This window comes from Croceicoccus ponticola, assembly GCF_004004515.1.
GTDB lineage: Bacteria > Pseudomonadota > Alphaproteobacteria > Sphingomonadales > Sphingomonadaceae > Croceicoccus > Croceicoccus ponticola.
The window spans coordinates 256509-279859 of record NZ_RXOL01000002.1 but is presented as its reverse complement, the minus strand read 5'-3'; the positions used below and the strand labels follow the sequence as shown (position 1 = coordinate 279859).

The 23351-nt window shown below is 63.0% G+C and carries 27 protein-coding genes; 11 read left to right on the top strand and 16 right to left on the bottom strand.

From position 1 onward, the window contains the following. Window positions 1-152 precede the first annotated feature (152 nt). The 5 genes from EKN06_RS07370 to dnaQ all read right to left on the bottom strand — a co-directional run bounded on the left by EKN06_RS07370 (window position 153) and on the right by dnaQ (window position 3047). Window positions 153-488 (bottom strand): DUF1491 family protein, encoded by a 336-nt coding sequence (locus tag EKN06_RS07370; protein WP_127612247.1) that lies wholly within the window; start codon window positions 486-488, stop codon window positions 153-155. Continuing rightward, the gene (locus EKN06_RS07365) at window positions 485-967 is read right to left on the bottom strand and encodes a PaaI family thioesterase (RefSeq protein WP_127612246.1); all 483 of its coding nucleotides are present in this window, start codon (window positions 965-967) and stop codon (window positions 485-487) included. Before EKN06_RS07365 ends, EKN06_RS07370 begins: the two co-directional genes overlap by 4 nt. Before the next feature lie 71 nt (window positions 968-1038). Next, window positions 1039-1500 (bottom strand): PTS sugar transporter subunit IIA, encoded by a 462-nt coding sequence (locus tag EKN06_RS07360; protein ID WP_127612245.1) that lies wholly within the window; start codon window positions 1498-1500, stop codon window positions 1039-1041. A 209-nt stretch (window positions 1501-1709) separates the two neighbouring features. Next, entirely contained in the window at window positions 1710-2285 is a 576-nt protein-coding gene (gene hpf, locus EKN06_RS07355) for a ribosome hibernation-promoting factor, HPF/YfiA family (protein WP_127612244.1), read from the bottom strand. Between the two features lie 60 nt (window positions 2286-2345). Next, window positions 2346-3047, bottom strand: a complete 702-nt coding sequence (gene dnaQ, locus EKN06_RS07350; protein WP_127612243.1) for a DNA polymerase III subunit epsilon — start codon at window positions 3045-3047, stop codon at window positions 2346-2348. 124 nt (window positions 3048-3171) lie between these two features. Here dnaQ and EKN06_RS07345 point away from each other — a divergent pair, with 124 nt between their 5' ends. Both EKN06_RS07345 and EKN06_RS07340 read left to right on the top strand, forming a co-directional pair. After that, a complete protein-coding gene (locus EKN06_RS07345) occupies window positions 3172-4188 on the top strand; it encodes a ligase-associated DNA damage response exonuclease (protein ID WP_127612242.1) in 1017 nt (338 codons plus the stop codon). A gap of 45 nt (window positions 4189-4233) precedes the next feature. Beyond that, window positions 4234-5847, top strand: coding sequence for a cisplatin damage response ATP-dependent DNA ligase (locus tag EKN06_RS07340; RefSeq protein ID WP_127612241.1), 1614 nt, complete (start codon window positions 4234-4236; stop codon window positions 5845-5847). Window position 5848: 1 nt separating this feature from the next. Here the strand turns inward: EKN06_RS07340 and wecB are convergent, their stop codons facing one another. Continuing rightward, window positions 5849-6949, bottom strand: coding sequence for a non-hydrolyzing UDP-N-acetylglucosamine 2-epimerase (wecB, locus tag EKN06_RS07335; RefSeq protein WP_127612390.1), 1101 nt, complete (start codon window positions 6947-6949; stop codon window positions 5849-5851). Between the two features lie 185 nt (window positions 6950-7134). Between wecB and EKN06_RS07330 the strand changes: the two genes are divergently transcribed. Continuing rightward, complete coding sequence (locus tag EKN06_RS07330; protein ID WP_127612240.1) at window positions 7135-7548, top strand: group II truncated hemoglobin; 414 nt, start codon at window positions 7135-7137, stop codon at window positions 7546-7548. Here EKN06_RS07330 and EKN06_RS07325 read toward each other — a convergent pair. Genes EKN06_RS07325 through EKN06_RS07300 form a run of 6 tightly spaced genes read right to left on the bottom strand, consistent with a single transcriptional unit; the run spans window position 7545 to window position 11998 of the window. Then, window positions 7545-7826: a DUF167 domain-containing protein gene (locus EKN06_RS07325; protein ID WP_127612239.1), complete on the bottom strand. Its 282-nt coding sequence runs from the start codon at window positions 7824-7826 to the stop codon at window positions 7545-7547. The two genes, EKN06_RS07330 and EKN06_RS07325, sit on opposite strands and share 4 nt — an antisense overlap. Window positions 7827-7836: 10 nt before the next feature. Continuing rightward, window positions 7837-8391: a gamma carbonic anhydrase family protein gene (locus EKN06_RS07320; protein WP_127612238.1), complete on the bottom strand. Its 555-nt coding sequence runs from the start codon at window positions 8389-8391 to the stop codon at window positions 7837-7839. After that, the gene (locus tag EKN06_RS07315) at window positions 8388-8951 is read right to left on the bottom strand and encodes a GNAT family N-acetyltransferase (RefSeq protein WP_127612237.1); all 564 of its coding nucleotides are present in this window, start codon (window positions 8949-8951) and stop codon (window positions 8388-8390) included. The genes EKN06_RS07320 and EKN06_RS07315 overlap by 4 nt, the downstream gene beginning before the upstream one ends. Further along, window positions 8948-9505 (bottom strand): GNAT family N-acetyltransferase, encoded by a 558-nt coding sequence (locus EKN06_RS07310; RefSeq protein WP_127612236.1) that lies wholly within the window; start codon window positions 9503-9505, stop codon window positions 8948-8950. The genes EKN06_RS07315 and EKN06_RS07310 overlap by 4 nt, the downstream gene beginning before the upstream one ends. Continuing rightward, window positions 9498-10490, bottom strand: coding sequence for a porphobilinogen synthase (gene hemB, locus EKN06_RS07305; RefSeq protein WP_127612235.1), 993 nt, complete (start codon window positions 10488-10490; stop codon window positions 9498-9500). The genes EKN06_RS07310 and hemB overlap by 8 nt, the downstream gene beginning before the upstream one ends. A gap of 53 nt (window positions 10491-10543) precedes the next feature. Then, complete coding sequence (locus EKN06_RS07300) at window positions 10544-11998, bottom strand: M23 family metallopeptidase (RefSeq protein WP_127612234.1); 1455 nt, start codon at window positions 11996-11998, stop codon at window positions 10544-10546. 325 nt (window positions 11999-12323) lie between these two features. Here EKN06_RS07300 and EKN06_RS07295 point away from each other — a divergent pair, with 325 nt between their 5' ends. The 6 genes from EKN06_RS07295 (at window position 12324) to EKN06_RS07270 (ending at window position 17900) form a co-directional block, all read left to right on the top strand. Further along, window positions 12324-14951, top strand: a complete 2628-nt coding sequence (locus EKN06_RS07295; RefSeq protein ID WP_240654661.1) for a helicase-related protein — start codon at window positions 12324-12326, stop codon at window positions 14949-14951. Beyond that, on the top strand, window positions 14948-15253 hold the full coding sequence (locus tag EKN06_RS07290) for a S4 domain-containing protein (RefSeq protein ID WP_205693852.1): 306 nt from the start codon (window positions 14948-14950) through the stop codon (window positions 15251-15253). The genes EKN06_RS07295 and EKN06_RS07290 overlap by 4 nt, the downstream gene beginning before the upstream one ends. Before the next feature lie 74 nt (window positions 15254-15327). After that, window positions 15328-15666 (top strand): ferredoxin FdxA, encoded by a 339-nt coding sequence (fdxA, locus tag EKN06_RS07285; protein WP_127612231.1) that lies wholly within the window; start codon window positions 15328-15330, stop codon window positions 15664-15666. A 318-nt stretch (window positions 15667-15984) separates the two neighbouring features. After that, entirely contained in the window at window positions 15985-16515 is a 531-nt protein-coding gene (locus EKN06_RS07280; RefSeq protein WP_127612230.1) for a CarD family transcriptional regulator, read from the top strand. 226 nt (window positions 16516-16741) lie between these two features. Further along, window positions 16742-17491, top strand: coding sequence for a head GIN domain-containing protein (locus EKN06_RS07275; RefSeq protein WP_164843984.1), 750 nt, complete (start codon window positions 16742-16744; stop codon window positions 17489-17491). A 76-nt stretch (window positions 17492-17567) separates the two neighbouring features. Beyond that, the gene (locus EKN06_RS07270; protein ID WP_127612228.1) at window positions 17568-17900 is read left to right on the top strand and encodes a hypothetical protein; all 333 of its coding nucleotides are present in this window, start codon (window positions 17568-17570) and stop codon (window positions 17898-17900) included. A gap of 13 nt (window positions 17901-17913) precedes the next feature. Here the strand turns inward: EKN06_RS07270 and EKN06_RS07265 are convergent, their stop codons facing one another. Further along, entirely contained in the window at window positions 17914-18861 is a 948-nt protein-coding gene (locus EKN06_RS07265; RefSeq protein ID WP_127612227.1) for an L-threonylcarbamoyladenylate synthase, read from the bottom strand. A 48-nt stretch (window positions 18862-18909) separates the two neighbouring features. On the opposite strand from EKN06_RS07265, the gene EKN06_RS07260 reads away from it, so the two are divergent. Then, complete coding sequence (locus EKN06_RS07260; protein ID WP_420810781.1) at window positions 18910-19743, top strand: ATP-binding protein; 834 nt, start codon at window positions 18910-18912, stop codon at window positions 19741-19743. Here EKN06_RS07260 and EKN06_RS07255 read toward each other — a convergent pair. Then, the gene (locus tag EKN06_RS07255) at window positions 19740-21074 is read right to left on the bottom strand and encodes a PQQ-dependent sugar dehydrogenase (protein WP_127612225.1); all 1335 of its coding nucleotides are present in this window, start codon (window positions 21072-21074) and stop codon (window positions 19740-19742) included. The two genes, EKN06_RS07260 and EKN06_RS07255, sit on opposite strands and share 4 nt — an antisense overlap. Window positions 21075-21144: 70 nt before the next feature. Between EKN06_RS07255 and EKN06_RS07250 the strand changes: the two genes are divergently transcribed. Continuing rightward, window positions 21145-21627 carry a GAF domain-containing protein gene (locus tag EKN06_RS07250; protein WP_127612224.1) on the top strand — a complete coding sequence of 161 codons (483 nt, stop codon included), beginning with the start codon at window positions 21145-21147 and terminating at the stop codon, window positions 21625-21627. Here the strand turns inward: EKN06_RS07250 and EKN06_RS07245 are convergent. Continuing rightward, entirely contained in the window at window positions 21624-22577 is a 954-nt protein-coding gene (locus EKN06_RS07245) for a ParB/RepB/Spo0J family partition protein (protein ID WP_127612223.1), read from the bottom strand. The genes EKN06_RS07250 and EKN06_RS07245 overlap by 4 nt on opposite strands. After that, entirely contained in the window at window positions 22574-23347 is a 774-nt protein-coding gene (locus EKN06_RS07240; RefSeq protein WP_127612222.1) for a ParA family protein, read from the bottom strand. The genes EKN06_RS07245 and EKN06_RS07240 overlap by 4 nt, the downstream gene beginning before the upstream one ends. Window positions 23348-23351 lie beyond the last annotated feature (4 nt).

Genomic DNA, 23351 nt, shown 5'->3' with positions numbered 1-23351 from the left:
TCTTTAGACGTTCTTCGAAATGACGCTGCCGGTTGTTCCCCGTCTGCGCGCTTGCCACACGTGCCTTAATGCACGCGACGACTGCCCACGCTCGTCTTCGCTGGCGCCTCTGCAATTGTGGCGTAAAAGTGTCAACAGCGGTAACCTGATTTTTAAGTCATTCCCGGGATGAACTGTGTTGCATTTGCGATATCCAGCTCAACCACCCAGCAATCACGATCCTGGCGTCCGCGTTTTTCAACGTAGTCGTTGAAATCAAAGGGATTTTCAGGATCTTGCCGTCTGATTTCAGTCCATCTCCGTCCCTCATCAAGGTCGGGCATCCGCTCGTAAAGCGTTGAATCACGTCCCTTTTCGCATGTTATGACAAGGATCGACCCCGCCTCGCGCTCACCTTTTTTAAGCACTGTGGCGAACCCTCCGGAGGCTTCGACCGCGCGAATCATCGCCCCGACCTCCAAATGTGCGGGCAAACGGGCGTCCGTCATGTCCGATCCGGCACGCGATAGCCGGGAAGGCCCGACAGCGCGATCTGCGACCGCATGAACGTGCCCGTACCGCGCCCCACCTCTTCACCGTCTTCGTCGAGCAGCCGCGCCTCGCCCACCAGTACGCGGCGATGCCCACTGATCCACCGCCCTTCGGCCACGATGCGGCCACCGCGAATCGGGCGGGAAAAATGCAGGTTGAACGATGTCGTCAGCAGGAAACGATCCGAAACCATCGTGTTCGCCGCATAGAACGCGGCATCGTCGAGCATCTTGAAATAGATCGTTCCATGAGCGGCGCCGGCGGCATGGAACACGTTTTCGTCGACATCGAACGTGATCCGCGACCTTCCTTCGGCCGGTATTTCCAGCCGAGAGGCGAAGGTGCGATTTACCGGCGCGGAGGCATAAAGCGATTCCAGTGCCCGCCAGTGAAGCGCCGCGCCAGTTGCGACCCCTGTGCTGTCCTCGACACTCATCGCACTCTCCCTCAATCTACGCGATTGCCCGGCACGAGCGGCCCGACGCAATATACCGCGCGTAACGTCGATCAGGCCGCGGTGCGACCCGAATCGCTGGTGAGGAGTGCATAGACGGTTTCATCGCTCTGCGCTTCGGCCAGTCGGTCGCGCAGGCGATCGTCGCGCATCATCCGTGATATGGCAGCAAGAGCGTGAAGATGGGCCGCGCCCGATTGGTCCGGCGACAGCAGGCCAAATGCAAGGTCGACGGGCAAGCCGTCCGCCGCATCGAAGCTCACCGGGGCATTCAATCGCAGCACCGCGCAGATCGGACGACGAAGTCCCGGTATCCGCGCGTGGGGAATGGCGACGCCGCGCCCGAAACCGGTGCTGCCCAGCCGCTCGCGTTCTTCGAGCGCTTCGAGCACCGTGGCGGCATCAAGATCGTAAACCGTGGCAAAGCGGTCCGCCAGCGCGACCAGCACTTCGCTTTTGGACAGGGCGTTGCCGGTCCCCACCGCAGCGGGGTCGAGAGTGTACAGCGCGCTCATTTCCTGATCGGTCTCTCAAGCCTTCGTCTTCCGGCCTGCTGTCACCACAGGTCCGGATGGGATCGGTCATACGCGAGACGGGACAGGGATTTTGCGCCCCGTCCTGTCACGCGCTTTGCGAATTCATCTCCCTGATTCGCAAAAACCGATGGTCAGCCTGCACTTCCCCTTGGAGAAGACCTTCGCGAGCGACGCGTCCAGCAGGCTTTTTAAAGTGAGGGTTCGACCCAGCCGATCGTTCCGTCAGTGCGGCGATACACCATATTATGCCGACCGGTGCCAGCATTTTTGAAGAAAAGCGCCGGCGTGTCGCGCAAGTCGAGCATCATAACTGCGTCCGACACCGAAGTTTCGGGAATATCGGTCCGCGTCTCGGCAATGATCGGCGGCGCGTCAGCCTCGTTCAATTCGTCGGTTTCGTCCTCCGCCATTGGCGAAAACACGGTGTAGGCCGCAGCTTCTTCCTTCAGCGAATGTTCGACCTGAGAATGGCGATCCTTCAACCGGCGCTTGTAGCGGCGCAATTGCTTGTCGATCTTCTCCGCCGCCTTGTCGAGCGCCTGGTGCGCGTCCTGCGCTTCGCCATGGCCCTTCAGGATCAGGCCCTGCATGACGTGGGTGACGATATCGACCGTGAAGCTTTCGTGCGGACCCTTACCCAAGGTTACCTGAGAGGACAGCGCCCGATTGAAATACTTGTCGACGATTCCGTTGAGTCTGTCGGACGCGTGATCCTGAAGGGCTGCACCCGTATCGACCTGGTGACCGGAAACGCGAATATCCATCGACAACTCCTTTTCTTTTCATCTTGCCCGAAAGGGCCGGAGCCTGATGCTTTTCGGCAATCAGCCTGCGACCTTTCCTGCATCCCAGATGGGATCTTTCAACGTCGCGATAAAGGCCCGGTGCCGCTCGATTTCCGCGGCGCTTGCCATGTGGGGACGAGCCGGGCGGAATTCGCGCCGGATCACGATCGTGTTGCTGAACTGGATATCGGGCGAGGCGGTGTTGTCGACCGCCAGTTCCAGCCCGATCTGCCGCCCGCCGCTCAGTTCGACATAAAGCTGGGCAAGCAGTTCGGCGTCGAGCAATGCGCCATGCTTGGTGCGGTGGCTGCGGTCGATGCCGTAACGGGTGCATAGCGCATCGAGTGATACTTTCGCGCCGGGGTGCTTTTTCTTCGCGATGCGGACGGTATCGACCATGCGGCTGGTGCAAATAGCGTCGAGGCCGCACATGGCCAGTTCCGCATTCATGAATCCAAAATCGAACCCCGCGTTGTGCGCGACCAGCGGCGCATCCCCGATGAAATCGAGGAAGTCCCCCACCTTTTCGGCAAAGCGAGGCTTGTCGGACAGGAACGTGGCGGACAAGCCATGGACGGCCTCCGCCTCTGCGGGCATGTCGCGATCGGGATTGAAATATTCATGATAGACGCGGCCTGTGGCGACCTTGTTCACCATTTCGACGCAGCCAATTTCGACGAGGCGATCCCCGGAGCGGGGATCAAGGCCGGTGGTTTCGGTATCGAACACGATTTCGCGCATCTGAAAAACTATGCTCCCGGCCCGCCCCGCTGGCAAGGACGAATCCGGCGTATGATGCAGTGATGGAATGCGGCGCAAAAACGGGGCGGAACGAACTGGCGGTGCTGCTGGTTCTTGAAGCACGATGGCCTTCCGCTCCGCACCCGACTTTTCGTGGATAAAACCCGACCCCCACGGCATTTTCGTGGAGCCGTGCAATGCATGGATCGACCCGTCGAAGCCGGTGCAAACGGCGTTGGTCACCCACGGTCATGCCGACCATGCGCGCGGCGGGCATGGCAAGGTTTTCGCGACTCGCGAAACGATTGCGATCATGAACCTGCGCTATGGCGGGGCGGGCCATGACGTGACCGTGCCGATGCGCGAACCGGTCGAACTGGGTTCGGGCGTGACGGCGACATATTATCCCGCGGGGCATGTACTGGGTTCGGCGCAGATCCTTCTGGAACGGGCGGGCGAACGGGTGGTCGTAACCGGCGACTACAAGCGGCGGTTCGATCCGACGTGCGAACCGTTCGAAGTCGTGCGCTGCGATGTTTTCATTACAGAGGCAACGTTCGGGCTGCCGGTGTTCCGCCACCCGTCGATCGGCGAAGAAATGCAAAAGCTGCTCGACGCGCGGGCCCAACGACCAGACGGTTGCGTCGCGGTGGGCGCATATGCGCTGGGCAAGGCACAGCGGGTGATCGCCGAACTGCGCCGGGCGGGTTATCACGATCCGATTTATCTGCATGGCGCGCTGGAAAAGATGTGCGCGCTGTACGAAGAACTGGGTGTGCCGCTGGGCGAATTGCGCAGCGCGACCGGGTTGAAGAAAGACGAACTCAAGGGCCAGATCGTGCTGTGCCCGCCATCGGCGCTGAACGACAGGTGGAGCCGCCGACTGCCCGATCCGGTCACCGCGATGGCCAGTGGATGGATGAAAGTGCGCCAGCGCGCGCGGCAACGAAATGTCGAATTGCCGCTGGTCATATCTGACCACTGCGACTGGGACGAACTGACGCAAACGATCCGAGAGGTTAATCCCGCCGAAACATGGGTAACGCATGGGCGCGAGGAAGCGCTGCTGCGCTGGTGCCAGCTGAATCAGCGGCGAGCGCGCGCGCTCGCCATGGTCGGTTACGAGGACGAAGATGACTGAGGCGGGGATGACTGAGGCGGGGGTGATTCAGGCGGGGGACGACTGATGCGCGCCTTCGCCATGCTGGTCGACCGACTGACTTATACCAACAGCCGCAATGCGAAGCTCGACCTGATCGCCGATTACCTGCGTGCGACGCCCGATCCCGACCGTGGCTGGGCACTGGCGGCGCTGACCGGGGCGCTGGACTTTCCGGCGGTGAAAAGCAGCACGATCCGCAATCTGCTGACCGAGCGCGTCGACCCGGTGCTTTATGCGCTGAGCCGCGATTATGTCGGCGACACGGCGGAGACAGCCAGCCTGTTGTGGCCCGCGCCGGACGACCAGTCGCAGGCTGACGAGCCCAGCCTGTCAGAAGTCGTCGACCTGCTGCGTGCCATGACCCGCAGTTCGGTGATGAGCGATCTGCCCCGATTGCTAGACCGGCTGGATGGCAACGGGCGCTATGCCCTGTTGAAATTCGCGACCGGGGCGATGCGCATCGGCGTGTCCGCCCGGCTGGCGCGCGTCGCCTTTGCGCAGGCGTTCGACGTGTCGGTGGACGAGGTGGAGGAGTATTGGCACGGCGTCGATCCGCCCTATCCTACGCTGTTTGCATGGGCCGCCGATGGCGCGCCGCCGCCGCGCACCGATCTTGTGCCACTGTTCCGACCGTTCATGCTGGCCCACCCGCTGGACGAAACGGTGGTGTCGATGGACGACTATGCAGCCGAATGGAAATGGGATGGCATCCGGGTGCAGCTTGTCCATGTGAATGGCGACACCCGCGTCTATTCGCGGTCGGGCGATGACATTTCCGCAACTTTCCCCGAAATGGCGCAGGCGCTCGACTTTCCCGCTGTGCTCGACGGTGAACTGCTCGTTCGCGGATCGCACCAGGGCGGGGAAGACAACGACAGGACGCAAGGTGGCGCGGCCAGTTTCAACGCACTGCAACAGCGATTGGGTCGCAAGACAGTGTCGAAGAAAATGCTGAAGGAGGCCCCCGCCTTCGTTCGGCTCTACGACGTCTTGTTGCGCGATGGCGAGGATCTGCGCGAGCTTGGCTGGGCGACGCGGCGCGAACATCTCGAACTGCTGATGGAACGGCTTGATCCCGAACGATTCGACCTGTCCCGACTGATCGAGGCGGACAGTTTCGAGGCGCTCGCCGCAATCCGCGAAGGCGCGCGCGACGATGCGATCGAAGGTGTTATGCTGAAGCGCCGCGACGCGCCCTATGTCTCGGGACGGCGGACCGGGCTGTGGTACAAATGGAAACGCAATCCGCTGCTGATCGATTGTGTGCTGATGTATGCACAGCGTGGGTCGGGCAAACGGTCGAGCTTTTACTCAGACTTCACCTTCGGCTGCTGGGACGGCGATCCCGACAATGGCGGCGAACTTTTGCCGGTGGGCAAGGCCTATTTCGGGTTCACCGACGACGAACTGAAATGGCTGGACCGGCATGTGCGGCAGAATACCGTCAACCGCTTCGGCCCGGTGCGCGAAACCGACAAGTCGCTGGTGCTGGAAGTTGCATTCGATTCGGTTCACGAAAGCAAGCGCCACAAATCGGGCGTTGCGATGCGTTTCCCGCGCATCAACCGCATCCGCGAGGACAAGCCCGCGCACGAAGCGGACCTGATCGCAACGCTGAGGGCCATGATCCGCGACTAGATCAGCGGTTTGGGTTTATCAGATCGCGCGCCAGCCTTTGGGCAATGCGCCGACCCGCATGGCCGTCGCCAAATACATCGTTGGGGCCGGGCATCGGCTGCGCCAGCGCCAGGCGTGCGGCGGCGAACAGGGCATCGGCATCATGGCCGACGATCTTTGCGGTGCCCGCCATCACCGCTTCGGGCCGTTCGGTCGTTTCGCGCAGCACGAGCACGGGGCGGCCCATGGCGGTCGCTTCTTCCTGAATCCCGCCGCTGTCGGACACGATCAGCCGCGCCGCGCGCATCAGCCGCACGAAGGCAAAATAATCGACCGCCGATGAGAGCGATATACGAGCCTGACCACCCAACAATTCGCGCAAAACCTGACTTTGCGGACGCGGATGCAACGGCAGGACGAGATGGACGTCTTCCCGCTCCACCATAGCCAGCAATCCCGCCGCGATTGCCTTCAACGCGTCTGGCCCCGTTTCGCGCCGGTGGATCGTCGCCAGCACCAATGCCCTGCCCTCCGCCGCTTCGCTCAACGGTTCTGCGGCACGGCCAAGCGTCGGGTCCGCGTCGATCCGACCATCCGCCCAATGCAGCGCATCGACCACGGTGTTGCCTACCATGTGGATGGTGTCCGCCGCGACCCCCTCCGCCAGCAAGGCGTCCCGTGCCGCCCCTGTCGGCGCAAAGTGCCGGCGGGCGATAGTGGCTATGAGCTTGCGATATCCTTCTTCCGGCCATGGGCGCGACAGGTCGCCCGAACGCAGGCCCGCTTCGACATGGGCAACCGGGATCTGGCGGTGAAATGCGGCCAGCGCGCCGGCCAGCGAAGTTGCCGTATCGCCCTGCACCACGACCGCGTCAGGCCTTTGCCGGTCGATCGCCGCGCCGACCTTTACGACCAATCCGGCCAGCAGATCCGCGACATCGGCCGCATCGGGCCGTTCCAGCATTTCTTCGGGCACGATGCCCGCCGCATTCAGGATCTCTCGCCCCAGATCGACATGCTGCCCGCTATGGCAGACGCGAACGTCGACCCCGTCTTCGCGGTGTAAGGCGTGCACGACAGGCACGAGCTTGATGATTTCCGGACGCGTCCCGGCGATCGTCATGATGGACAAGGATGCGACCCTTCAAGGCTGCCCGGATGGCTGCTGCGACCGGGCTTCCCACCCTGACCGCTGCATATCAAGGGCTTGCCGCCCGACAATTGACAGATATCAAGGACAAATGGCCGCTCAGTCGGGCATCGGGCACCGTCACCGATATAATTCAACCGAGAGAGGCCCGATTTCCCATGACCGAAGCCGACGCCAGGCCTGCACCCAGATCGCCGTACGAAGCATTGGGCGGCGCAGCGACGTTTCGCGCCATCGTCGACCGGTTCTACGACCTCATGGAAAGCGAGCCCAGCTATGGCCCGCTGCGCGCGATGCACGGCGACGATCTGGCCCCCATGCGAGAAGCGCTGGCCAGCTTCCTGGGCGGTTGGGCGGGTGGACCACGCGAATGGTTCGACGCCAATCCGGGCCGATGCATGTTTTCCGTTCACGGCGGCTTTGCGATCGATGCCGAAACCGCGAACCAGTGGGCCGATGCGATGGCGCGCGCGATCGCCGAAAGCGACATTGCCGACCGCGATCTTGCCGCGCAGTTGTCCGATCGCCTGACCGGCATGGCGCGCGGCATGGCACGAAACGTGGCCGCCTAACCCTCTATCCGCAAAACCTTGTCGCGCGCGGTGGCGCCGCGCACCAGTTCGATCCGCGCAGGCGCGATGCCCATCGCCTTTCCGAGCAGCGCGATCACCGCCTTGTTGGCGCGCCCATCCTCGGGCACGGCGGTAACCCGGGCGCGCAATTGACCATTCTCTATGGCCAGCGCATCGGTCGCCGCATTGGGCGTGACCCGCAAGGCCAGCAGACCCCGCTCGTCAATCAGCGCGCGCAGCGAATCGGCTGACGGCAAATTTGCTTTCGGCTTGCCCATCGGCGCGTGATCATTCCGCCAAGGCAGCCTTATGCGCGTGGCCGTTTTCGACATAGTGCGCCACGCCGACCTGCATGTCGGCACACTGCGCTTCGTTCAGATCGCGCAGGAATTTCGCCGGGCGTCCCGCCCAGAGCTGACGCGCGCCGATGGTCCTGCCCCCGGTCAACATCGCGCCTGCCGCCAGCATCCCGTCGCTTTCGATCGTGGCCCCGCTCATGACGATGGCGCCAAGGCCCACGAATGCGCGGTCGTGCAGATTGCAGCCGTGCACCATAGCAAGATGGCCGATCAGCACGTCTTCGCCGATGATCGTCGGCCAGCCATCGGGTTCCGACGGTTTGGGGCTGTCGCAATGGACGACGGACCCGTCCTGGATATTGGTGCGCGCGCCGATGACGATGCGGTTCACGTCGCCACGGATGACACAGTTGTACCAGATGCTCACGTCCGGGCCGATTTCGACATCGCCGATGATACGGCATCCCGGCGCGATAAAGGCGCTGTCGTGGATCCGGGGGCTCTTGCCGTGGATTCCGGCGATAGTGATGTCGTTCCGGCTCATGCCTGTTTCTCCCAGTCCTCTTGCGTGATGGCATATACGATGATGTCTTCGCGCTCGAACCGTCCCGTGGGTTCGAGGATGAAGTCGAGATCCTTGCGCCGCGCCATGCCAAGCCGTTCCATCAGGCCCCAGCTCGGCGTGTTTTCCGCGACAGTGAAAGCAACGACATGCGGCGCATCGAATGTCCCGAATGCAGCCGCAAGCGTCGCCTGCGCAGCTTCCCTGGCAAAGCCCATGCCCCACGCATCTTCACGCAGCCTCCAGCCGATTTCGAAGTCGCCCTGCGGCCCCGTTGGCAGGTCGGCACGCTTCAACCCGCAAAAACCGATGATCTCACCGGCCAAGTGACCGCCGTCGTCATTGCGCTGTACCGCCCAGAACGTGTGCCCGTATTCGTCTGCCCAGCTGCGCAACTTGCCGACAATGGTTGCGCAGGTTGCCTCGTCCATCACCCCGCCCAGCCATCGCATGACCGCAGGAGTATTGGTGTGCAGAAGAAAGGGCGCGAGATCCTCGTCGCGCCAGTCGCGCAGTATCAGCCGCGCGGTTTCCAACCTCATGCCGCCCGATCCTCGCGCGCAAGGCTCCATACCATCGTCGGATTTTCCTCGGCCTCATAGGCTGGATCGTCATAGTCGAGATCGGCGCGCCGGGTCATGCCCAGCCGCTGCATCACGCGCCACGACCCTCGATTCGCCTGCGATGTCTGGGCATAGGCGACGGGCTGGTCGAACCGTTCGAATATCATCTCGACAATGGCCGTAGCCGCTTCGGTTGCATGGCCCTGCCCGCGGGCATCGGCGCGCAGCGAGTAACCGACCTCGTACCCGCCGCGCAGTTCCGGGGGCGCCGTTTCAGTATCGATCGGACCCGTCCCGCACGACCCGATCAACGCGCCGTCCGCCTTGCGTTCGATGGCGAGAAATCCGTGCCCTTCGCGATCCCACGTCGCCAGCAATCGGGTAAAGACCTCTCGCGCCCGGTCATCCGAAAGCACCCCGCCAAGATGCACGCGCACTTCGGGCGTGTTTAGATGCGCCGACCAGTCCGCAAAGTCGCTTTCGCGCCATGTGCGCAGGATCAGTCGCGCAGTCTCGGCGACGGTGTCAGCCATTCAGCAGCTTTGCCGCCAATGGCGCGTGATAGGTCAGCACTCCGCTTGCGCCCGCGCGCTTGAAAGCAGTGAGCGTTTCGAGAACCAGAGCATCGCGGTCGCCGACACCTGCGGCGACCGCCGCCTCGATCATCGCGTATTCGCCGCTGACCTGATAGGCGAAGACAGGCACGTCGAATTCCTCGTGCACGCGGCGCACGATGTCGAGATAGGGCAGCCCCGGCTTCACCATGACGCTGTCGGCGCCTTCCATGATGTCCAGTTCCACCTCGCGCAGCGCTTCCGCGCCGTTGGCCGGATCCATCTGATAGGTCTTCTTGTCGCCTTTGAGCAGCCCGCGCGAACCGACCGCATCGCGGAACGGGCCGTAGAACGCGCTCGCGTATTTGGCGGCATAGGCCATGATCTGGACGTTGTGGTGACCTTCGTCCTCCAGCGCTTCTCGCACCGCGGCGATGCGGCCGTCCATCATGTCCGACGGGGCGACGATGTCCGCGCCTGCCGCTGCCTGAACCAGAGCCTGGCCCACCAAGGCGTCGACCGTCGCATCGTTGGCGACATAACCGGCATCGTCGAGCAACCCGTCCTGCCCGTGGCTGGTATAGGGATCGAGCGCGACATCGGTCAGCACACCGATGTCATCGCCCAACGCATCCTTGATCGCCCGGATCGCGTTGCACATCAGGTTCTGCGGGTTATGCGCCTCGCTCCCGGTATCGTCGCGCAGTTGAGCGGGCGTGTTGGGGAACAGCGCGACGCACGGAATGCCCAGCGCCACCGCTTCTTTCGCGCGGGCCACGATGCCGTCCAACGACCAGCGCGATACGCCGGGAAGCGATCCGATCGGTTCTTCCACCCCCTGCCCTTCGGTCACGAACAGCGGCCAGATCAGATCGGCGGGGGTAAGTACGGTTTCGCGGTACATCGCCCGGCTCCAGGCCGTGGCGCGGGTTCGGCGAAGGCGGAGATGCGGATACTGGCTCATGCCCCGCCTCCTGCCCGTTTTGCCCCGAATATGGAAGGGGCCAGTTGCGCGGATCAGGCGGCGTTGGACAGGCGGTCAATCTCGCGCTGCGGCTCTGCCGCGTCGGCCTTGGCGGGTGCGAGTTGTTCGAGCGCTGCGCCGGGCTTCACCTTCTTCAGTTCCATCAGTCTTGCGCGGAACTGGCGCAATTCGGCGTCGGAAAGCTGCGCCCGCACGACGAACTGCACCGACAGCGGGTCGATCGACCGACCGCCGCGATAAAGTTCGTAATGAAGGTGCGGCCCGGTCGACAGGCCGGTGGACCCGGCATAGCCGATGACCTGCCCGCGCCGGACGCGCTGCCCGTTCGATACGGCAAACCGCGACAGGTGCGCATAGGCGGACTGCAAGCCGCCGCCGTGGTTGATCCTGATGTAATTGCCGTGTCCGCCATGACGCCCGGCGTAATTGACCGAGCCATCGCTCACCGCATAAATCGGCTGGCCGGTGCGGGCGCGGAAATCGACGCCCGCGTGCATGCGTTTGTAGTTCAGGATCGGGTGCCGCCGCATGCCATAACGCGACGTGATCGCGCCATTGGTCGGTGCGACCAGCCCGGTGCGCATTTCGCCCGCGCCGTTGGCGTCGAAAAACTTGCCGTTCTTTCCCCAACGCAGCATCTGCGCCTTTGGCGTACCGCGCCGCGACAGCCCGGCATAAAGCACATCGCCGACTTCGACCTCTCCGGTTTCGGCCCGCTTGTATTCGATGATGACGTCGAATTCGTCGTCGCCGCCCATCGAACGATCAAGGTCGATCGCCTCGTCCAGCGCTTTGAGATATTGTTGCACCGAACGCGACGGAACGCCTGCCGCGCGGGCCGAACGATAAAGCCCGGAGCCGACCTTGCCCGTAATGCGCAGCGGGGTATCGTCGACGCGGATGACCCGTTTTTGCAACGCCAGCGGCCCGCCGTCGCGCTCCACCGTCAGTTGCAGGTCGAACCGCGCACGGAAAGTCAGGTTTTCGAGCGGGCGCGGCTGGCTCGGCGATTCGCGGCGGCCGAGCCGCAGCTGGAAACCGGTGCCCGATTCGATGTCGGCCACAGGGAATGTGCCGCCGATCAGCTCCTGAACCCGTGCGGCATCGTTCGCGCCGACGCCCGCACGGCGCAGCATAGAATCAAGAGATCCGTCGCCGCCCAGTGTCGCCGTCATTTCGACGACGGGGCGTTCGGGCGCACTGGCCAGCGGCACGACCAGCCGGCTTGGTCCCATGCGCCTGCCGGTATCGGCGCCCAGCGCGAGCGGGGTGATCATCTGGGCGCGGTATTCCTCGCGCTCCTCGTCCGAAAATCGCGTGTCGGGCGCGGCCTGCACTGCGGAAAAGTCAGGCCAAAGCGCCAGCGCCAGCGCGATAAGCACAAGCATGAAGGCAAGGCTGCGATACCAGCGGGGCGATCCGATCCCCTGTGCCAGGTCGGTAACCCACGGCTCTTCCTCGCCCTTTTTCAGGCCGAATTGGCGCACCACGGTCGCAAGGTCGCGCTTCTCGACCTCGTCGGCCGCGCCTCTCGTAATTCCGTTCGCCGGTTTCTGCCCGTTTGCCGGATTTTGGATGCGGACTGCGTCCAGCGCCCTACCCCTTGTTTAAAATGCGGAATGCGCGCGTCGATCCCATGGCGCGCGACACCGGTGGCTGACTGGACGAAAACTTGCCTCAGGCAAAGTTGCCAAACCCCTGCTTCAACAGGGTTGCGCGACGAGCTGCCGCGTGGCTGCGACGAACGGGTCGGTGATGACCATGCTTGCCCATCTTGCAGGTCGGGCACCCCGCTGCCAAATTGGGATGACCATGCCACGCCCTGTATCAGATGGCGGTTTGGTGAAGGCCGTGCTCGGCCCCACCAACACCGGCAAGACCCACCTCGCGGTAGAGCGATTGTGCGCCCATTCGAGCGGCCAGATCGGCTTTCCGCTGCGCCTGCTGGCAAGAGAGGTCTATGACCGTGTCGTCGCGATCAAGGGGCGGGACAACGTCGCGCTGATTACGGGCGAAGAACGGATCGATCCCCCCAATGCGCGCTGGAAACTCTGCACGGTCGAAGCGATGGACCGCGACGCCGACTTGTCCTTCGTCGCGCTGGACGAAGCGCAACTGGGTGCAGATCCGGAACGCGGGCATGTCTTTACCGACCGGTTGCTGAATGCGCGGGGGCGGGACGAAACGATGATCCTGGGCTCCACCGCGCTCACCCCGATGGTAGAGGCGCTGGTGCCAGAGGCGGAGATTATTTCTCGCCCCCGTTTTTCCACGCTGAGCCATGCCGGTTCGCTGAAACTGTCACGCCTGCCGCCGCGCAGCGCAATCGTCGCTTTCAGTGCGGAGCAGGTCTACACCGTGGCCGAAATGTTGCGGCGTTTTCGCGGCGGCGCGGCGGTCGTCATGGGCGCGCTTTCGCCGCAGACCCGCAATGCGCAGGTCGAATTGTTTCAATCGGGTGAGGTCGACTATCTCGTTGCGACCGATGCCATCGGCATGGGCCTGAACCTCGATGTGGCGCACGTCGCGTTCGCGGGACTGGCAAAGTTCGACGGCCATCGCCGCCGCCGCCTTACCGTCGCGGAAATGGCGCAGATCGCGGGTCGTGCAGGGCGGCATCAGAAAGACGGCACCTTCGGCACGCTGACGGGCGGAGCAAGCGGCGGCGACCGGGGATCGGAATTCACCGAGGACGAAGTCTATGCGATCGAGGAGCATATCTTTCCGCCGATCGACAAGCTGATGTGGCGCGACGCGCGCCCCCGGCTGGACAGCGTCGACGCGCTGATCGCAGATCTGGAGGCGCCGCCCGGCGAACCCGCGCTGGCTCCTGCGCCAGAGGCCATCGACCTTGCCGTGGCGCGCATCCTGGCCGACGATCCGAAAGTTCGCGAACGCGCGCGGGGCAAGGCGATGGTCGGCCGGTTCTGGGAAACCTGTTCGTTGCCCGACTTCCGTTCGCTGGGATCGGAAAACCATGCTCGCTTCGTGGCGCGGTTGTGGGATGACCTGTCGACCGGCACTGGGAGGTTAGGCCACGATTACGTGTCGGGCATGATCGCCCACCTCGACGATGCCCGGGGCGACATCGACACGTTGCAGGGCCGCATCGCCGCGATCCGCAGCTGGGCCTATATCGCGCAGCGGCCCGATTGGGTCCGCGACCCGCAGGAAATGGCCGAACGCGCCCGCGCAGTCGAAGCCAGGCTGTCGGATGCGCTGCACCAACGGTTGACCGAACGTTTCGTTAATCGCCGCACCGCTGTCCTGATGAAGAAGCTGGGCGATACCGGGTTGCTGCCGGTGACCGTGGGCGACGCGGGCGAAGTGCTGGTCGACGGCGAGGAGATCGGGCGGCTCGACGGGTTCCGTTTCGATGTCGATCCGCAGGCGCGGCTGGAAACGCGGCGACTGCTGCTGGCGGCGGCGGACAAGCATTTGCCGCGCATCCTTCACGATCGCGCGAGCCAGCTTTTGGCCGACTGCGCGCAGGATGGCGCGGCGCTGGTCTGGGAAGCCGATGCGATCGGCTGGCAGGGTCAGGTCATCGCACGGTTGCAACCGGGGCGCCGGTTGCTCGAACCGCAGGTGCGGATCGAGGCCGGGTTTGCGTCGCTTGCGGCGCCCCTGCGCGAGAAAATCGGCAAGGCGCTGCAGGAATGGCTGGCGCGGGCCATCGGGCGGCGACTGAAACCATTGGTGCGGATCGATGCCGCCGCACACGAAGCCGAGGGCGGTCCCGACCTACGCGCCGTGCTGATCGCTTTGCGCGATGCGGGCGGGGCCATGGCCCGCCGCGATTCGGGCATAGAAACGCTGGATCCCGCGCAAAGGAACCGGTTGCGCAGGCTGGGCGTGCAGGTCGGTGCGCTCGACATTTTCGTGCCCGCCATGGCGCGCGCCGCGCCGCTGGCCGATTGGGCGAAGCTGGCGGCGTTAACTGGCGCAAAGCCGCGACCGGTCGCCCCCGATCTTCCGGCCACTTTGCCGTCAGAGGGCGCGCCACCTGTGTTCTATCGCCGGGTCGGGGAACAGTTCGTGCGCGTGGATCTGGTCGAAAGGCTGGTGCATGCCGCGCATCAACGTCGCGAACGTTGGGGTGGAGCACCGCGCCGCCGCGTCAAGCGCAACGAATCGCCGCCACGTTTTGCGCTCGACCCCAGCCTTGCCCTGTCGATGGGCCTGACGACGCGAACATATGCCGAATTGCTGCACCAGGCCGGTTTCGTCGCAGGGACACCGCAAACCATGACGCAAGGTCGCTTCGGCCCGCCGGAACCGCCGTTATGGCGGTGGCGTCCGCGCAGCAACATGCCATCGCCCGCCCCGCGGACGAAGGAGTATCCCCGATCAAAGCCCGAGCCGATGCAACCGCCAAAGGCCAAGGTGCGGATCACGGAAGGCAATCCCTTCGCTGGCCTTGTGGGACTTATCCGGTGAAGCCGGTGCCTGAGCCGCGGCAGACCCAGCGCATCGATAGATTGCTGTGGATGCTGCGGCTTTCACAGACACGCGGTGCGGCACAGAATCTGGTCGCCGAGGGCCATTTGCGTGTGAACGGCCGACGCATCGTGCGTTGCGCCCAACAAATCGGCGTCGGTGATATCGTCACGATGCCGCACGGCATGGCGGCGCGAGTGATAGAGGTGCTCATGTTACCGAACCGGCGCAGCGGGTCGGATGAAGCCCGCCAGCACTATCGTGAAATTGAGAGTGGATCGCAACAAGCGCGCACCGCTTGACGAAGCGAATCTGCGTGCATAGCAGCCAAGGGACGGTCCAAGAGTGGCCGCCACGAGAAGGGAAGTCACGAGTCATGACCTACGTCGTCACCGATGCCTGTATTCGTTGCAAGTACATGGACTGCGTCGAGGTATGCCCCGTCGACTGCTTTTACGAAGGCGAGAACATGCTGGTGATCAATCCCAGCGAATGCATCGACTGCGGCGTGTGCGAACCCGAATGCCCGGCCGAAGCCATCCTTCCCGACACCGAAAGCGGCCTCGAAAACTGGCTCGAGCTTAATACCAAGTATTCCGCCGAATGGCCGAATATCACGGTCAAACGTGAATCGCCCGAAGACGCCGACGAGCACAAGGGCGAAGAGGGCAAGTTCGACAAGTACTTTTCGGCAGAGCCCGGCGAAGGCGACTAAGTCCCTCCGCGCACGGACGTAATCTGGTCCGAATCACGCCCGGAATCGCATTGGCCGACCCGCTTTTGCGATGATCTGGTGCGTTTGTTGCGAGTGCGCGACTCAGGATTCGCATTTTACGTCAAATTATGGTAAAACGCTGGCCAAGCCGGTCTACGACGTGTCGACCGGTCCCGTCAGGAAAGGCGTATTTCCCGCAGGCGTAACTGAAATCCGGCCGGACTTTTCGGCACGGGGAAGGTTACGGCCCGGTTTGTGGCCGACCCCCAACGGTTGCAGGCGGCGTGCGGAACATTCGCGCCCTAGAAAGGACAATGCATGACTGCCAAGGCTAATGCCTTCGATGTCGGAGACTATGTCGTTTACCCCAAGCACGGCGTTGGCCGTGTGATCGAACTGCAAAGTCAGGAAATTGCCGGCATGCAGCTCGAGCTTTATGTGCTGCGGTTTGAAAAAGAACGGATGACGCTGCGCGTTCCGCTCAACAAGGTCGAATCCATCGGCATGCGCAAGCTGTCGTCGGACAAGACCCTGCGCGAATCCATGGACGTGCTGAAGAGCAAGCCCAAGGTGAAGCGGACGATGTGGTCGCGCCGTGCCCAGGAATACGAAGCGAAGATCAATTCGGGCGACCTCGTGTCGATCGCCGAAGTGACCCGCGACCTGTTCCGTGCCGACGATCAGCCGGAACAGTCCTATTCGGAACGTCAGATCTTCGAAGCCGCATCCAGCCGCCTCGCACGCGAACTGGCCGCGATGGAAAAGACCGACGAACCGGCCGCTCTCGCCAAGATCCTCGAGATTCTGAACGAGTATGCGCCCAAGTACTACGAACAGCCCGCCGCCTGATCCTTTCAGGCTAGGCTTTTCGCTGCAAAAGAGGCCGTCGGGAAACCGGCGGCCTCTTTCGTTTGTGGCGCCCTGATGATGCGGCCTTACCAGTAACCTCAGCAGACGCTTTAAGTCGCGTCGCTCGTCGGATTGCGTCGCACGTTGATCGAAGGCAGCGCCCTGCTCCTTGTCCTCTCCATAACCCCTGTGTATTACTGTGTTAATACAGATGGGGAGTAACACAATGTCCATTCACATCCGGCTACCCGGCATCGGCAAGGCGATTGCGGCTGTCGCGGGACTGGCGATCGGCGGCATCCTTACCGGCTGCAATGCGGAAAACGTATCCTTCGGCGACGTAAAAGGTGTTCCGCTGTCCGAACTCGACACGTCAGGTGCGGCACCGACCACGATCGCGCTCATGGGTCCCGATACGGTCAAGCTGAAGCAGGGCGAGACGCTGACCATCGACGTCGAAGGATCGGACGAGATGATCGCTGCCATGCGCTTTGCATTAAAGGGCGACACACTTGGCATACTGCGCAGCAAGGATGCACCCAAGGGCGAACACGCGACCGTTCTGATCACCATGCCGGCGCCGGAATCGATCGTCGTTGCCGGATCGGGCCGGGTCGAGACGCAAGGACTTGCCGACAAGGCCGAAGTGACCATTGCGGGCAGCGGCACAGCGGTCAGCGGCGCAGTCGATATCGACAAGCTCAAGATCAACATCGCCGGTTCGGGCACATTTCGCGTCGACGGAAAGGTCCGCAAACTTACCCTGTCGCTTGCCGGTAGTGGCGAAGCGAAGATGAAGGATCTTCAGGTCGAGAAGGCCGAAGTCAACATCGCCGGTTCGGGCAAGGGCCAGTTCCGGTCCGATGGAACCGTCGCTGCCAATATCATGGGATCGGGCGAAGTCCGCGTGATCGGTCGCGCGAAATGCGAGATTCATTCGATGGGTTCCGGCAAGCTGGTCTGCGAAGAATCGTGATTCCTGCGGCGGTTAACCGCTCGGTTATGTGAACGGTGTTATCCGGCGCATGGAATTTCCAGGATTGGATTGAACCATGCGCCGACCCGTCTTCAAAGCTGCCGTACTGCTGATCGCGATCGGTCCGCTGCTTGGCGGTTGTCTTGCCAAGACCGCACTCGATGTCGTGACCGCGCCGGTGCGGGTTGCCAGCAAGGCGGTGGACCTGGCGACGACGAGCCAATCGGAAGCGGACGAAAAGCGCGGGCGCGAGATTCGCAAGCGCGAGGAGCAGATCGGCAAGCTGGAGCGCCGTCAGGCAAAGGAAATGAAGCTTTGCAACGAAGGTGACGAAGACGCGTGCGAGGCAGCGCGCAAGACCGATGCCGAAATCGCGGACTTGCTGCCGAGCCTTCCGGTCGAGGAATAGGCCAGGCCGGGAATCAGGCCGCGGCCCGGCGCAGCCTGTCCGCAATGGCTTCGCCGATCCCCTCACCCGGCAAGGGCACGACGGCGATACGATCCTGCGGCGCTGCCGCGGCCGCGTGGAGCGCTGCGTAGAGCCGCGACGCCGCCTCCATCAGGTCACCCGTTGGCGAGAGATTGAAATCGCCTTCATCGGCGCCAAAGCCGATCCTGAACTCTCCCTCCGCCCTGTCATGCGCGGCGAGCCGAATCGGCTTTCCCGGCGCGTAATGGCTGGCAAGCTGGCCCGGCGCTTCGATTGCTCCGGTTTGGTCCAAGAGCGGCGGACCGAGCACCGATGCGATCTGCGCCTCCGCCACCGGACCCGGGCGCAATACTTGCCAACCGTCGGGCCGCAGCGCGATGATCGTCGATTCAAGCCCCCGTTCGGTATCGCCGCCGTCGAGTACAAGTTCGATCCGGCCCGCAAGCGACCCTGCAACATGCGCGGCGCATGTCGGGCTGACCGCTCCGCTGCGATTGGCGGATGGCGCGGCAAGCGGCAGCCCACAATCAGTGAGCACCGCGCGCATCACCGGGTGCGCTGGTATGCGGACCGCTACTGTGGGCAGCCCAGCCGTCACCGCCGGGGCCAACGCCGCATCCTGCCGCAGGGGCAGCACCAGCGTCAGCGCGCCCGGCCAAAACCGGTCCGCCAGCGCCCGTGCGCGATCGTCGATAACCGCGATCCGCGCCGCAGCCCCGATATCGGGGACGTGAACGATCAACGGATTGAAATCGGGCCGCCCCTTCGCCGCATAGATCGCCGCGACCGCCGACGCGTCGTCGGCACGCGCGGCAAGGCCATAGACAGTCTCTGTCGGCAGGGCGACCGGACTTCCGCTTTTCAGCAAAGCCACGGCCTCTGCCACGCCGTGCGCATCGGCGGGTAGGACGCGCGGTATCGTGGCATTGGCTTCGCTCATGCCCCGTCGCTATAGCCGCTTGGGACAACGGGCAAGAAGGATGGGCCAATCGTGACAGAATCCGGCGAACAGACCCTGTCGCGCATCGCGGCCGCGCTGGAGCGTATCGCACCGCCGCCTGCCAGTGCCGCCGATCTTTTGGCTGCGCCCGCCTATGGCTGGGATGGACTTGCGCTGACGCAGGTGGAACGGATCGTCGCCCCGCCACTGGCGCTGTTGCGCGGGATTGACCGCCAGCGGGCCACGGTAGCCGATAACGTCGCCCGTCACGCTGCGGGATCGGACGCGCACGACATGTTGCTGTGGGGTTCGCGCGGGATGGGCAAGTCGGCGCTGGTCCGCGCGTCCGTCGCCGCAGCCGCCGGGGATTCGGGGCGAATCGCACTGGTTCAGGCCGCTGGCGATGCGCTGGGTTCTTTGCCCGCACTGATGGCCACGTTGCAGCAGTCGGAGCGCCGTTTCCTGTTGTTCATCGATGACATTGGTTTCGGCGCGGGGCAAGAGAGCGAGGCGCGGATACTGCGTTCGTTGCTCGAAGGCGGAGTTTCACCGCGCCCCGGCAATGTCCGGATCGCGGTCACCTCCAACCGTCGCGCCATCGTCGCCAGGCACTTGTCCGAACAGGACGATCCGATCAATCCGCGTGATTCGGTCGATGACGCCTTAGCGCTGGCGGACCGATTCGGCTTGTCGATCGGATTCCATAACTGCAGCCAGGACGATTACCTCGCCATAATCGAGGCCTATGCCGACCATTACGGGCTGACGTGGGACGTTTCGGAAGCGCTGGAATGGTCGAAACGACGCGGCGCGCGATCGGGCCGCGTCGCGCGTCATTTCATCACCGAACTGGCAGGGCGCGCCGGACGCGCGCTGGTTTAGCGCCCCGTCACGCGCCAGATAATGCCGCCGGTATCGTCGCTGACCAACAAAGCGCCGGACTTGTCCCATGCCAGCATCGTCGGGCGGCCATGCGCATCGTCGTCCCCGTCAAGGAACCCGGTCAGCACCGGCACCGGCAGCTGCTTCAGAGGATTGCCGCGATTGTCGAAACGGACGAAGACGACATCGTAACCCGCCACCGGCCGGCGATTCCACGATCCGTGCCGCGCGATGAAAGCTCCGCTTTCGAAGCCTTTGCCCAGCGGCTTGTCCTGCGCAAAGACGAGACCCAGCGGCGCGACATGCGCGCCCAGCGCATATTCGGGATAGCGGACATATTCCTGAAGATACTGCGGCATCGGCGCTTCCACCCGCGCGTCGTATTCGAAGCGCCAATATATCCACGGCCAACCATATTGCACGCCGATCGGAACGTTCGTCAGGTAATCGGGCGGTCCGTCTGAGCCCATCATGTCGCGCTCGTTCACCGTGGTCCAAAGTTCGCCGCTATCGGTGTTGAACGCCAGCCCCGTGGGGTTGCGGATGCCCGATCCAAACGGCTGCCCGATGCCGCTCGCGATGTCGAATTCGTAGATCGCGGCGCGCCCCTCTTCCTTGTCCATCCCGCCTTCGCCGATGTTCGAGGCTGAACCTACGGCGATATAAATCTTGTCGCTTGCCGGATTGAGCACCAGGTTGCGGGCCCAATGGTTGCCGCCACCGGGAAGATCCATCAGCTTCGTAGGTTTCGCATCGATGCGAACCTGCCCCGGCTCGAACGGAACCGAGACGAGCGCGTCGGTATTGGCGACGTAAAGCTTGCCGTCATGCGCCACCATGCCGAACGGCGAATTCAGCCCCTCGACCAGGACGCTCCGCTTTTCCGCCACCCCGTCGCCGTCGCCATCGCGTAACAGGGTGATTCGATTAGCCGACGGAACTGCTGCGCCGACCTTTTTCATGAACAATTCCATGATCTTACCGGTCAAACCCTTGACCTCACGCGGGGGGGAATTCGTTTCCGCCACCAGCACGTCGCCGTTTTCCAACGTCAACATCGAACGCGGGTGCTCTAGCTCTTCAGCGAAACGCGCCACTTGCAGGCCCTTTGCCGCGACTGGGGCATCCCCATCCGCCCAGCCGCTGGGGCCGAGCAGCTTTACGGTCGGGATCCGCTCATAATTCGGTTCCGCGATCACCGGATCGGTGCCCGATACGGCATTCAGAGTCATCTCCGCCGGATTACCCCGGATGAAATAGGCGGCAATCCCGATCAGGATGACGATGACCATGCCGAGGGCGATGAGCGTGTTACGAAGTTTGGTGGACATGTCCGTTAGATAGGTCGCAAGTCGGATGCGGGCAATGGCGCACGGCGCGCGCGACCGCTATGAGCAGCGCATGTTCGATTTCGCACCCGCCGACAACGGCGACAAGACAGCCCTATACCGGGACCTCACTGCTGCCGTCGTCGCAATAACCGACGGCGAGCGCGATGGCATCGCCAACATGGCGAATTGCGCCGCGCTGATGGCAGAATTTCTGCCTCACCTGAACTGGGCGGGTTTCTATCGCACGATTGGCGACGAACTCGTCCTTGGACCATTTGTGGGTCGCCCGGCGTGCATCCGGATACCGATGGGCAAGGGCGTGTGCGGCACTGCTGCGGCCGAAGCGCGAACTGTGTTGGTTGAAGATGTTCACGCATTCCCCGGCCACATTGCTTGCGACGCGGCCAGCCAGTCCGAACTGGTCGTCCCGATCATTCGCGACGGGAAGGTTCTTGCAGTCATCGACCTGGACAGCCCGAACCGCGCCCGTTTTGACGAAGAAGACCGCGCCGGGATCGAGGCGGTTGCCGCGATCCTTTCAAGCAGGATCTAGATTTCGCCGCCGGACAGGCGCTGACAAACGAGATCCAGTTGGTCGAGCGTATTGTAACGTACGATCACCTGCCCCGACTTGGGATCGGCATCGGCCTTGATCTGCACCGGCAGACCGAGGAAATCCTCCAGATGCCGTTGAACCGCGACAATATCGGCATCGTCGGCATCGCGCGGAGGACGAGCGGCGCGGCGTTTCGGTGCGTCCTTCGACGAAGCCTTCCGAACGCGTTTTTCGACATCGCGTACCGACAACTTGCCGCCGGCCGCCTGCTTCGCGATCTCCTCCGCCACTTCGCAATTGATAAGCGCGCGGGCGTGACCCATTGTCAATTCGCCCATCTCGACCATGACCAGCACCGGTTCGGGCAGGCTGAGCAAACGCATCAAATTGGCGACGTGACTGCGGGATTTCTCGACCAGATCGGCAATGTCTGCTTGCGACATGCTGTCGCGCGTCGCCAGCTTATGATAGGCCCGCGCCTCTTCGACAGGGTTCAGATCTTCGCGCTGGATATTTTCGATCAGCGCCAGAGCGGTTACATCTCGTTCGTCAAGATCGCGAACTATTGCTGGTATTTCATGCACTTGTGCCTTCTGGGCTGCACGCCAGCGCCGCTCCCCTGCAACAAGCTGATACGTTCCGTCTTTACCAGGACGAACGATGACAGGCTGGATTACCCCACGCGCCGCAATCGATTTGGCAAGATCATCGAGCGCGCCTTCGGCGAAGTGAACCCGCGGATTGTCCGGATGCGGTTCTATGCTCGATACGGCGAGCATCGCCAATCCTTCCCCCATTTGCGAACGCGACGCGCTTGACGAACCCGAGCGACGGCCCCCGGTTGCCACGGGTTCTTCACGCCGCGCATCGCCCAATAACGCGCCCAGCCCTCGTCCCAAGGCGGCCCGACCCTTTTGAGACGGCTTTGCGGTCGTGCTGTCGCTCATGCGGCTTTCCTTCGTTCGGGCAGGCGTCCGATCAGTTCACGCGCAAGATCCATGTAAGCGCGAGACCCGGAACAGTTATGGTCGTACACGATGGCGGGCAATCCATGGCTTGGCGCCTCCGACAAACGGACGTTGCGGGGCACGACGGCGTCGAACACCAATTTGCCCAATACGCCGCGCACATCGTCCGAAACCTGTTCAGTTAGACGATTCCGGCGATCGAACATCGTCAGCGCAATGCCCACGATTTCAAGCTCCGCATTGAAGCGCTGCTGTACTTGTTCGACCGTACTCAACAACTGGCTCAGCCCCTCAAGTGCAAAGAATTCGCATTGCAACGGGACGAGCAAACGATCGGCGGCGGCCAGCGCATTGAGCGTGAGCAGGCCGAGCGATGGTGGGCAGTCGATGAAACAGATATCATGATGCGCTTCGGCAAGCGCTAAGCGAAGCTGTCCAGTGCGGTCGTGCATCTCAACCAGTTCGATTTCCGCTCCCGACAGATCGACTTTGGCGGGTACGATATCAAGATCGGGTATTTGCGTGGCGACGATGCAATCACCAAGCGCGATCCCATCGACGAGCAGTTCGTAACTCGAATGTTCCCGCTGATCCTTTGCAATACCCAATCCTGTCGAGGCATTTCCTTGCGGATCGAGATCGATCAAAAGTGTGCGCCAGCCTATCGCTGCGAACGCGGTTGCGAGGTTTACGGCGCTGGTGGTCTTGCCTACCCCGCCCTTCTGATTGGCCACCGCTATCGTGATCATAAGT

Coding starts and splice junctions, on each gene's coding strand:
- EKN06_RS07325 (WP_127612239.1), bottom strand. CDS start 7,826: ATGGGCAAGCCGAAAGCAAATTTGCCGTCAGCCGATTCGCTGCGCGCG.
- EKN06_RS07345 (WP_127612242.1), top strand. CDS start 3,172: ATGGCCTTCCGCTCCGCACCCGACTTTTCGTGGATAAAACCCGACCCC.
- fdxA (WP_127612231.1), top strand. CDS start 15,328: ATGACCTACGTCGTCACCGATGCCTGTATTCGTTGCAAGTACATGGAC.
- dnaQ (WP_127612243.1), bottom strand. CDS start 3,047: ATGCGCGAAATCGTGTTCGATACCGAAACCACCGGCCTTGATCCCCGC.
- EKN06_RS07240 (WP_127612222.1), bottom strand. CDS start 23,347: ATGATCACGATAGCGGTGGCCAATCAGAAGGGCGGGGTAGGCAAGACC.
- EKN06_RS07265 (WP_127612227.1), bottom strand. CDS start 18,861: ATGAGCGAAGCCAATGCCACGATACCGCGCGTCCTACCCGCCGATGCG.
- EKN06_RS07275 (WP_164843984.1), top strand. CDS start 16,742: ATGTCCATTCACATCCGGCTACCCGGCATCGGCAAGGCGATTGCGGCT.
- EKN06_RS07360 (WP_127612245.1), bottom strand. CDS start 1,500: ATGAGCGCGCTGTACACTCTCGACCCCGCTGCGGTGGGGACCGGCAAC.
- EKN06_RS07340 (WP_127612241.1), top strand. CDS start 4,234: ATGCGCGCCTTCGCCATGCTGGTCGACCGACTGACTTATACCAACAGC.
- EKN06_RS07330 (WP_127612240.1), top strand. CDS start 7,135: ATGACCGAAGCCGACGCCAGGCCTGCACCCAGATCGCCGTACGAAGCA.
- EKN06_RS07320 (WP_127612238.1), bottom strand. CDS start 8,391: ATGAGCCGGAACGACATCACTATCGCCGGAATCCACGGCAAGAGCCCC.
- EKN06_RS07310 (WP_127612236.1), bottom strand. CDS start 9,505: ATGGCTGACACCGTCGCCGAGACTGCGCGACTGATCCTGCGCACATGG.
- EKN06_RS07245 (WP_127612223.1), bottom strand. CDS start 22,577: ATGAGCGACAGCACGACCGCAAAGCCGTCTCAAAAGGGTCGGGCCGCC.
- wecB (WP_127612390.1), bottom strand. CDS start 6,949: ATGACGATCGCCGGGACGCGTCCGGAAATCATCAAGCTCGTGCCTGTC.
- EKN06_RS07255 (WP_127612225.1), bottom strand. CDS start 21,074: ATGTCCACCAAACTTCGTAACACGCTCATCGCCCTCGGCATGGTCATC.
- EKN06_RS07370 (WP_127612247.1), bottom strand. CDS start 488: ATGACGGACGCCCGTTTGCCCGCACATTTGGAGGTCGGGGCGATGATT.
- EKN06_RS07365 (WP_127612246.1), bottom strand. CDS start 967: ATGAGTGTCGAGGACAGCACAGGGGTCGCAACTGGCGCGGCGCTTCAC.
- EKN06_RS07315 (WP_127612237.1), bottom strand. CDS start 8,951: ATGAGGTTGGAAACCGCGCGGCTGATACTGCGCGACTGGCGCGACGAG.
- EKN06_RS07295 (WP_240654661.1), top strand. CDS start 12,324: ATGCCACGCCCTGTATCAGATGGCGGTTTGGTGAAGGCCGTGCTCGGC.
- hemB (WP_127612235.1), bottom strand. CDS start 10,490: ATGAGCCAGTATCCGCATCTCCGCCTTCGCCGAACCCGCGCCACGGCC.
- hpf (WP_127612244.1), bottom strand. CDS start 2,285: ATGGATATTCGCGTTTCCGGTCACCAGGTCGATACGGGTGCAGCCCTT.
- EKN06_RS07280 (WP_127612230.1), top strand. CDS start 15,985: ATGACTGCCAAGGCTAATGCCTTCGATGTCGGAGACTATGTCGTTTAC.
- EKN06_RS07270 (WP_127612228.1), top strand. CDS start 17,568: ATGCGCCGACCCGTCTTCAAAGCTGCCGTACTGCTGATCGCGATCGGT.
- EKN06_RS07250 (WP_127612224.1), top strand. CDS start 21,145: ATGTTCGATTTCGCACCCGCCGACAACGGCGACAAGACAGCCCTATAC.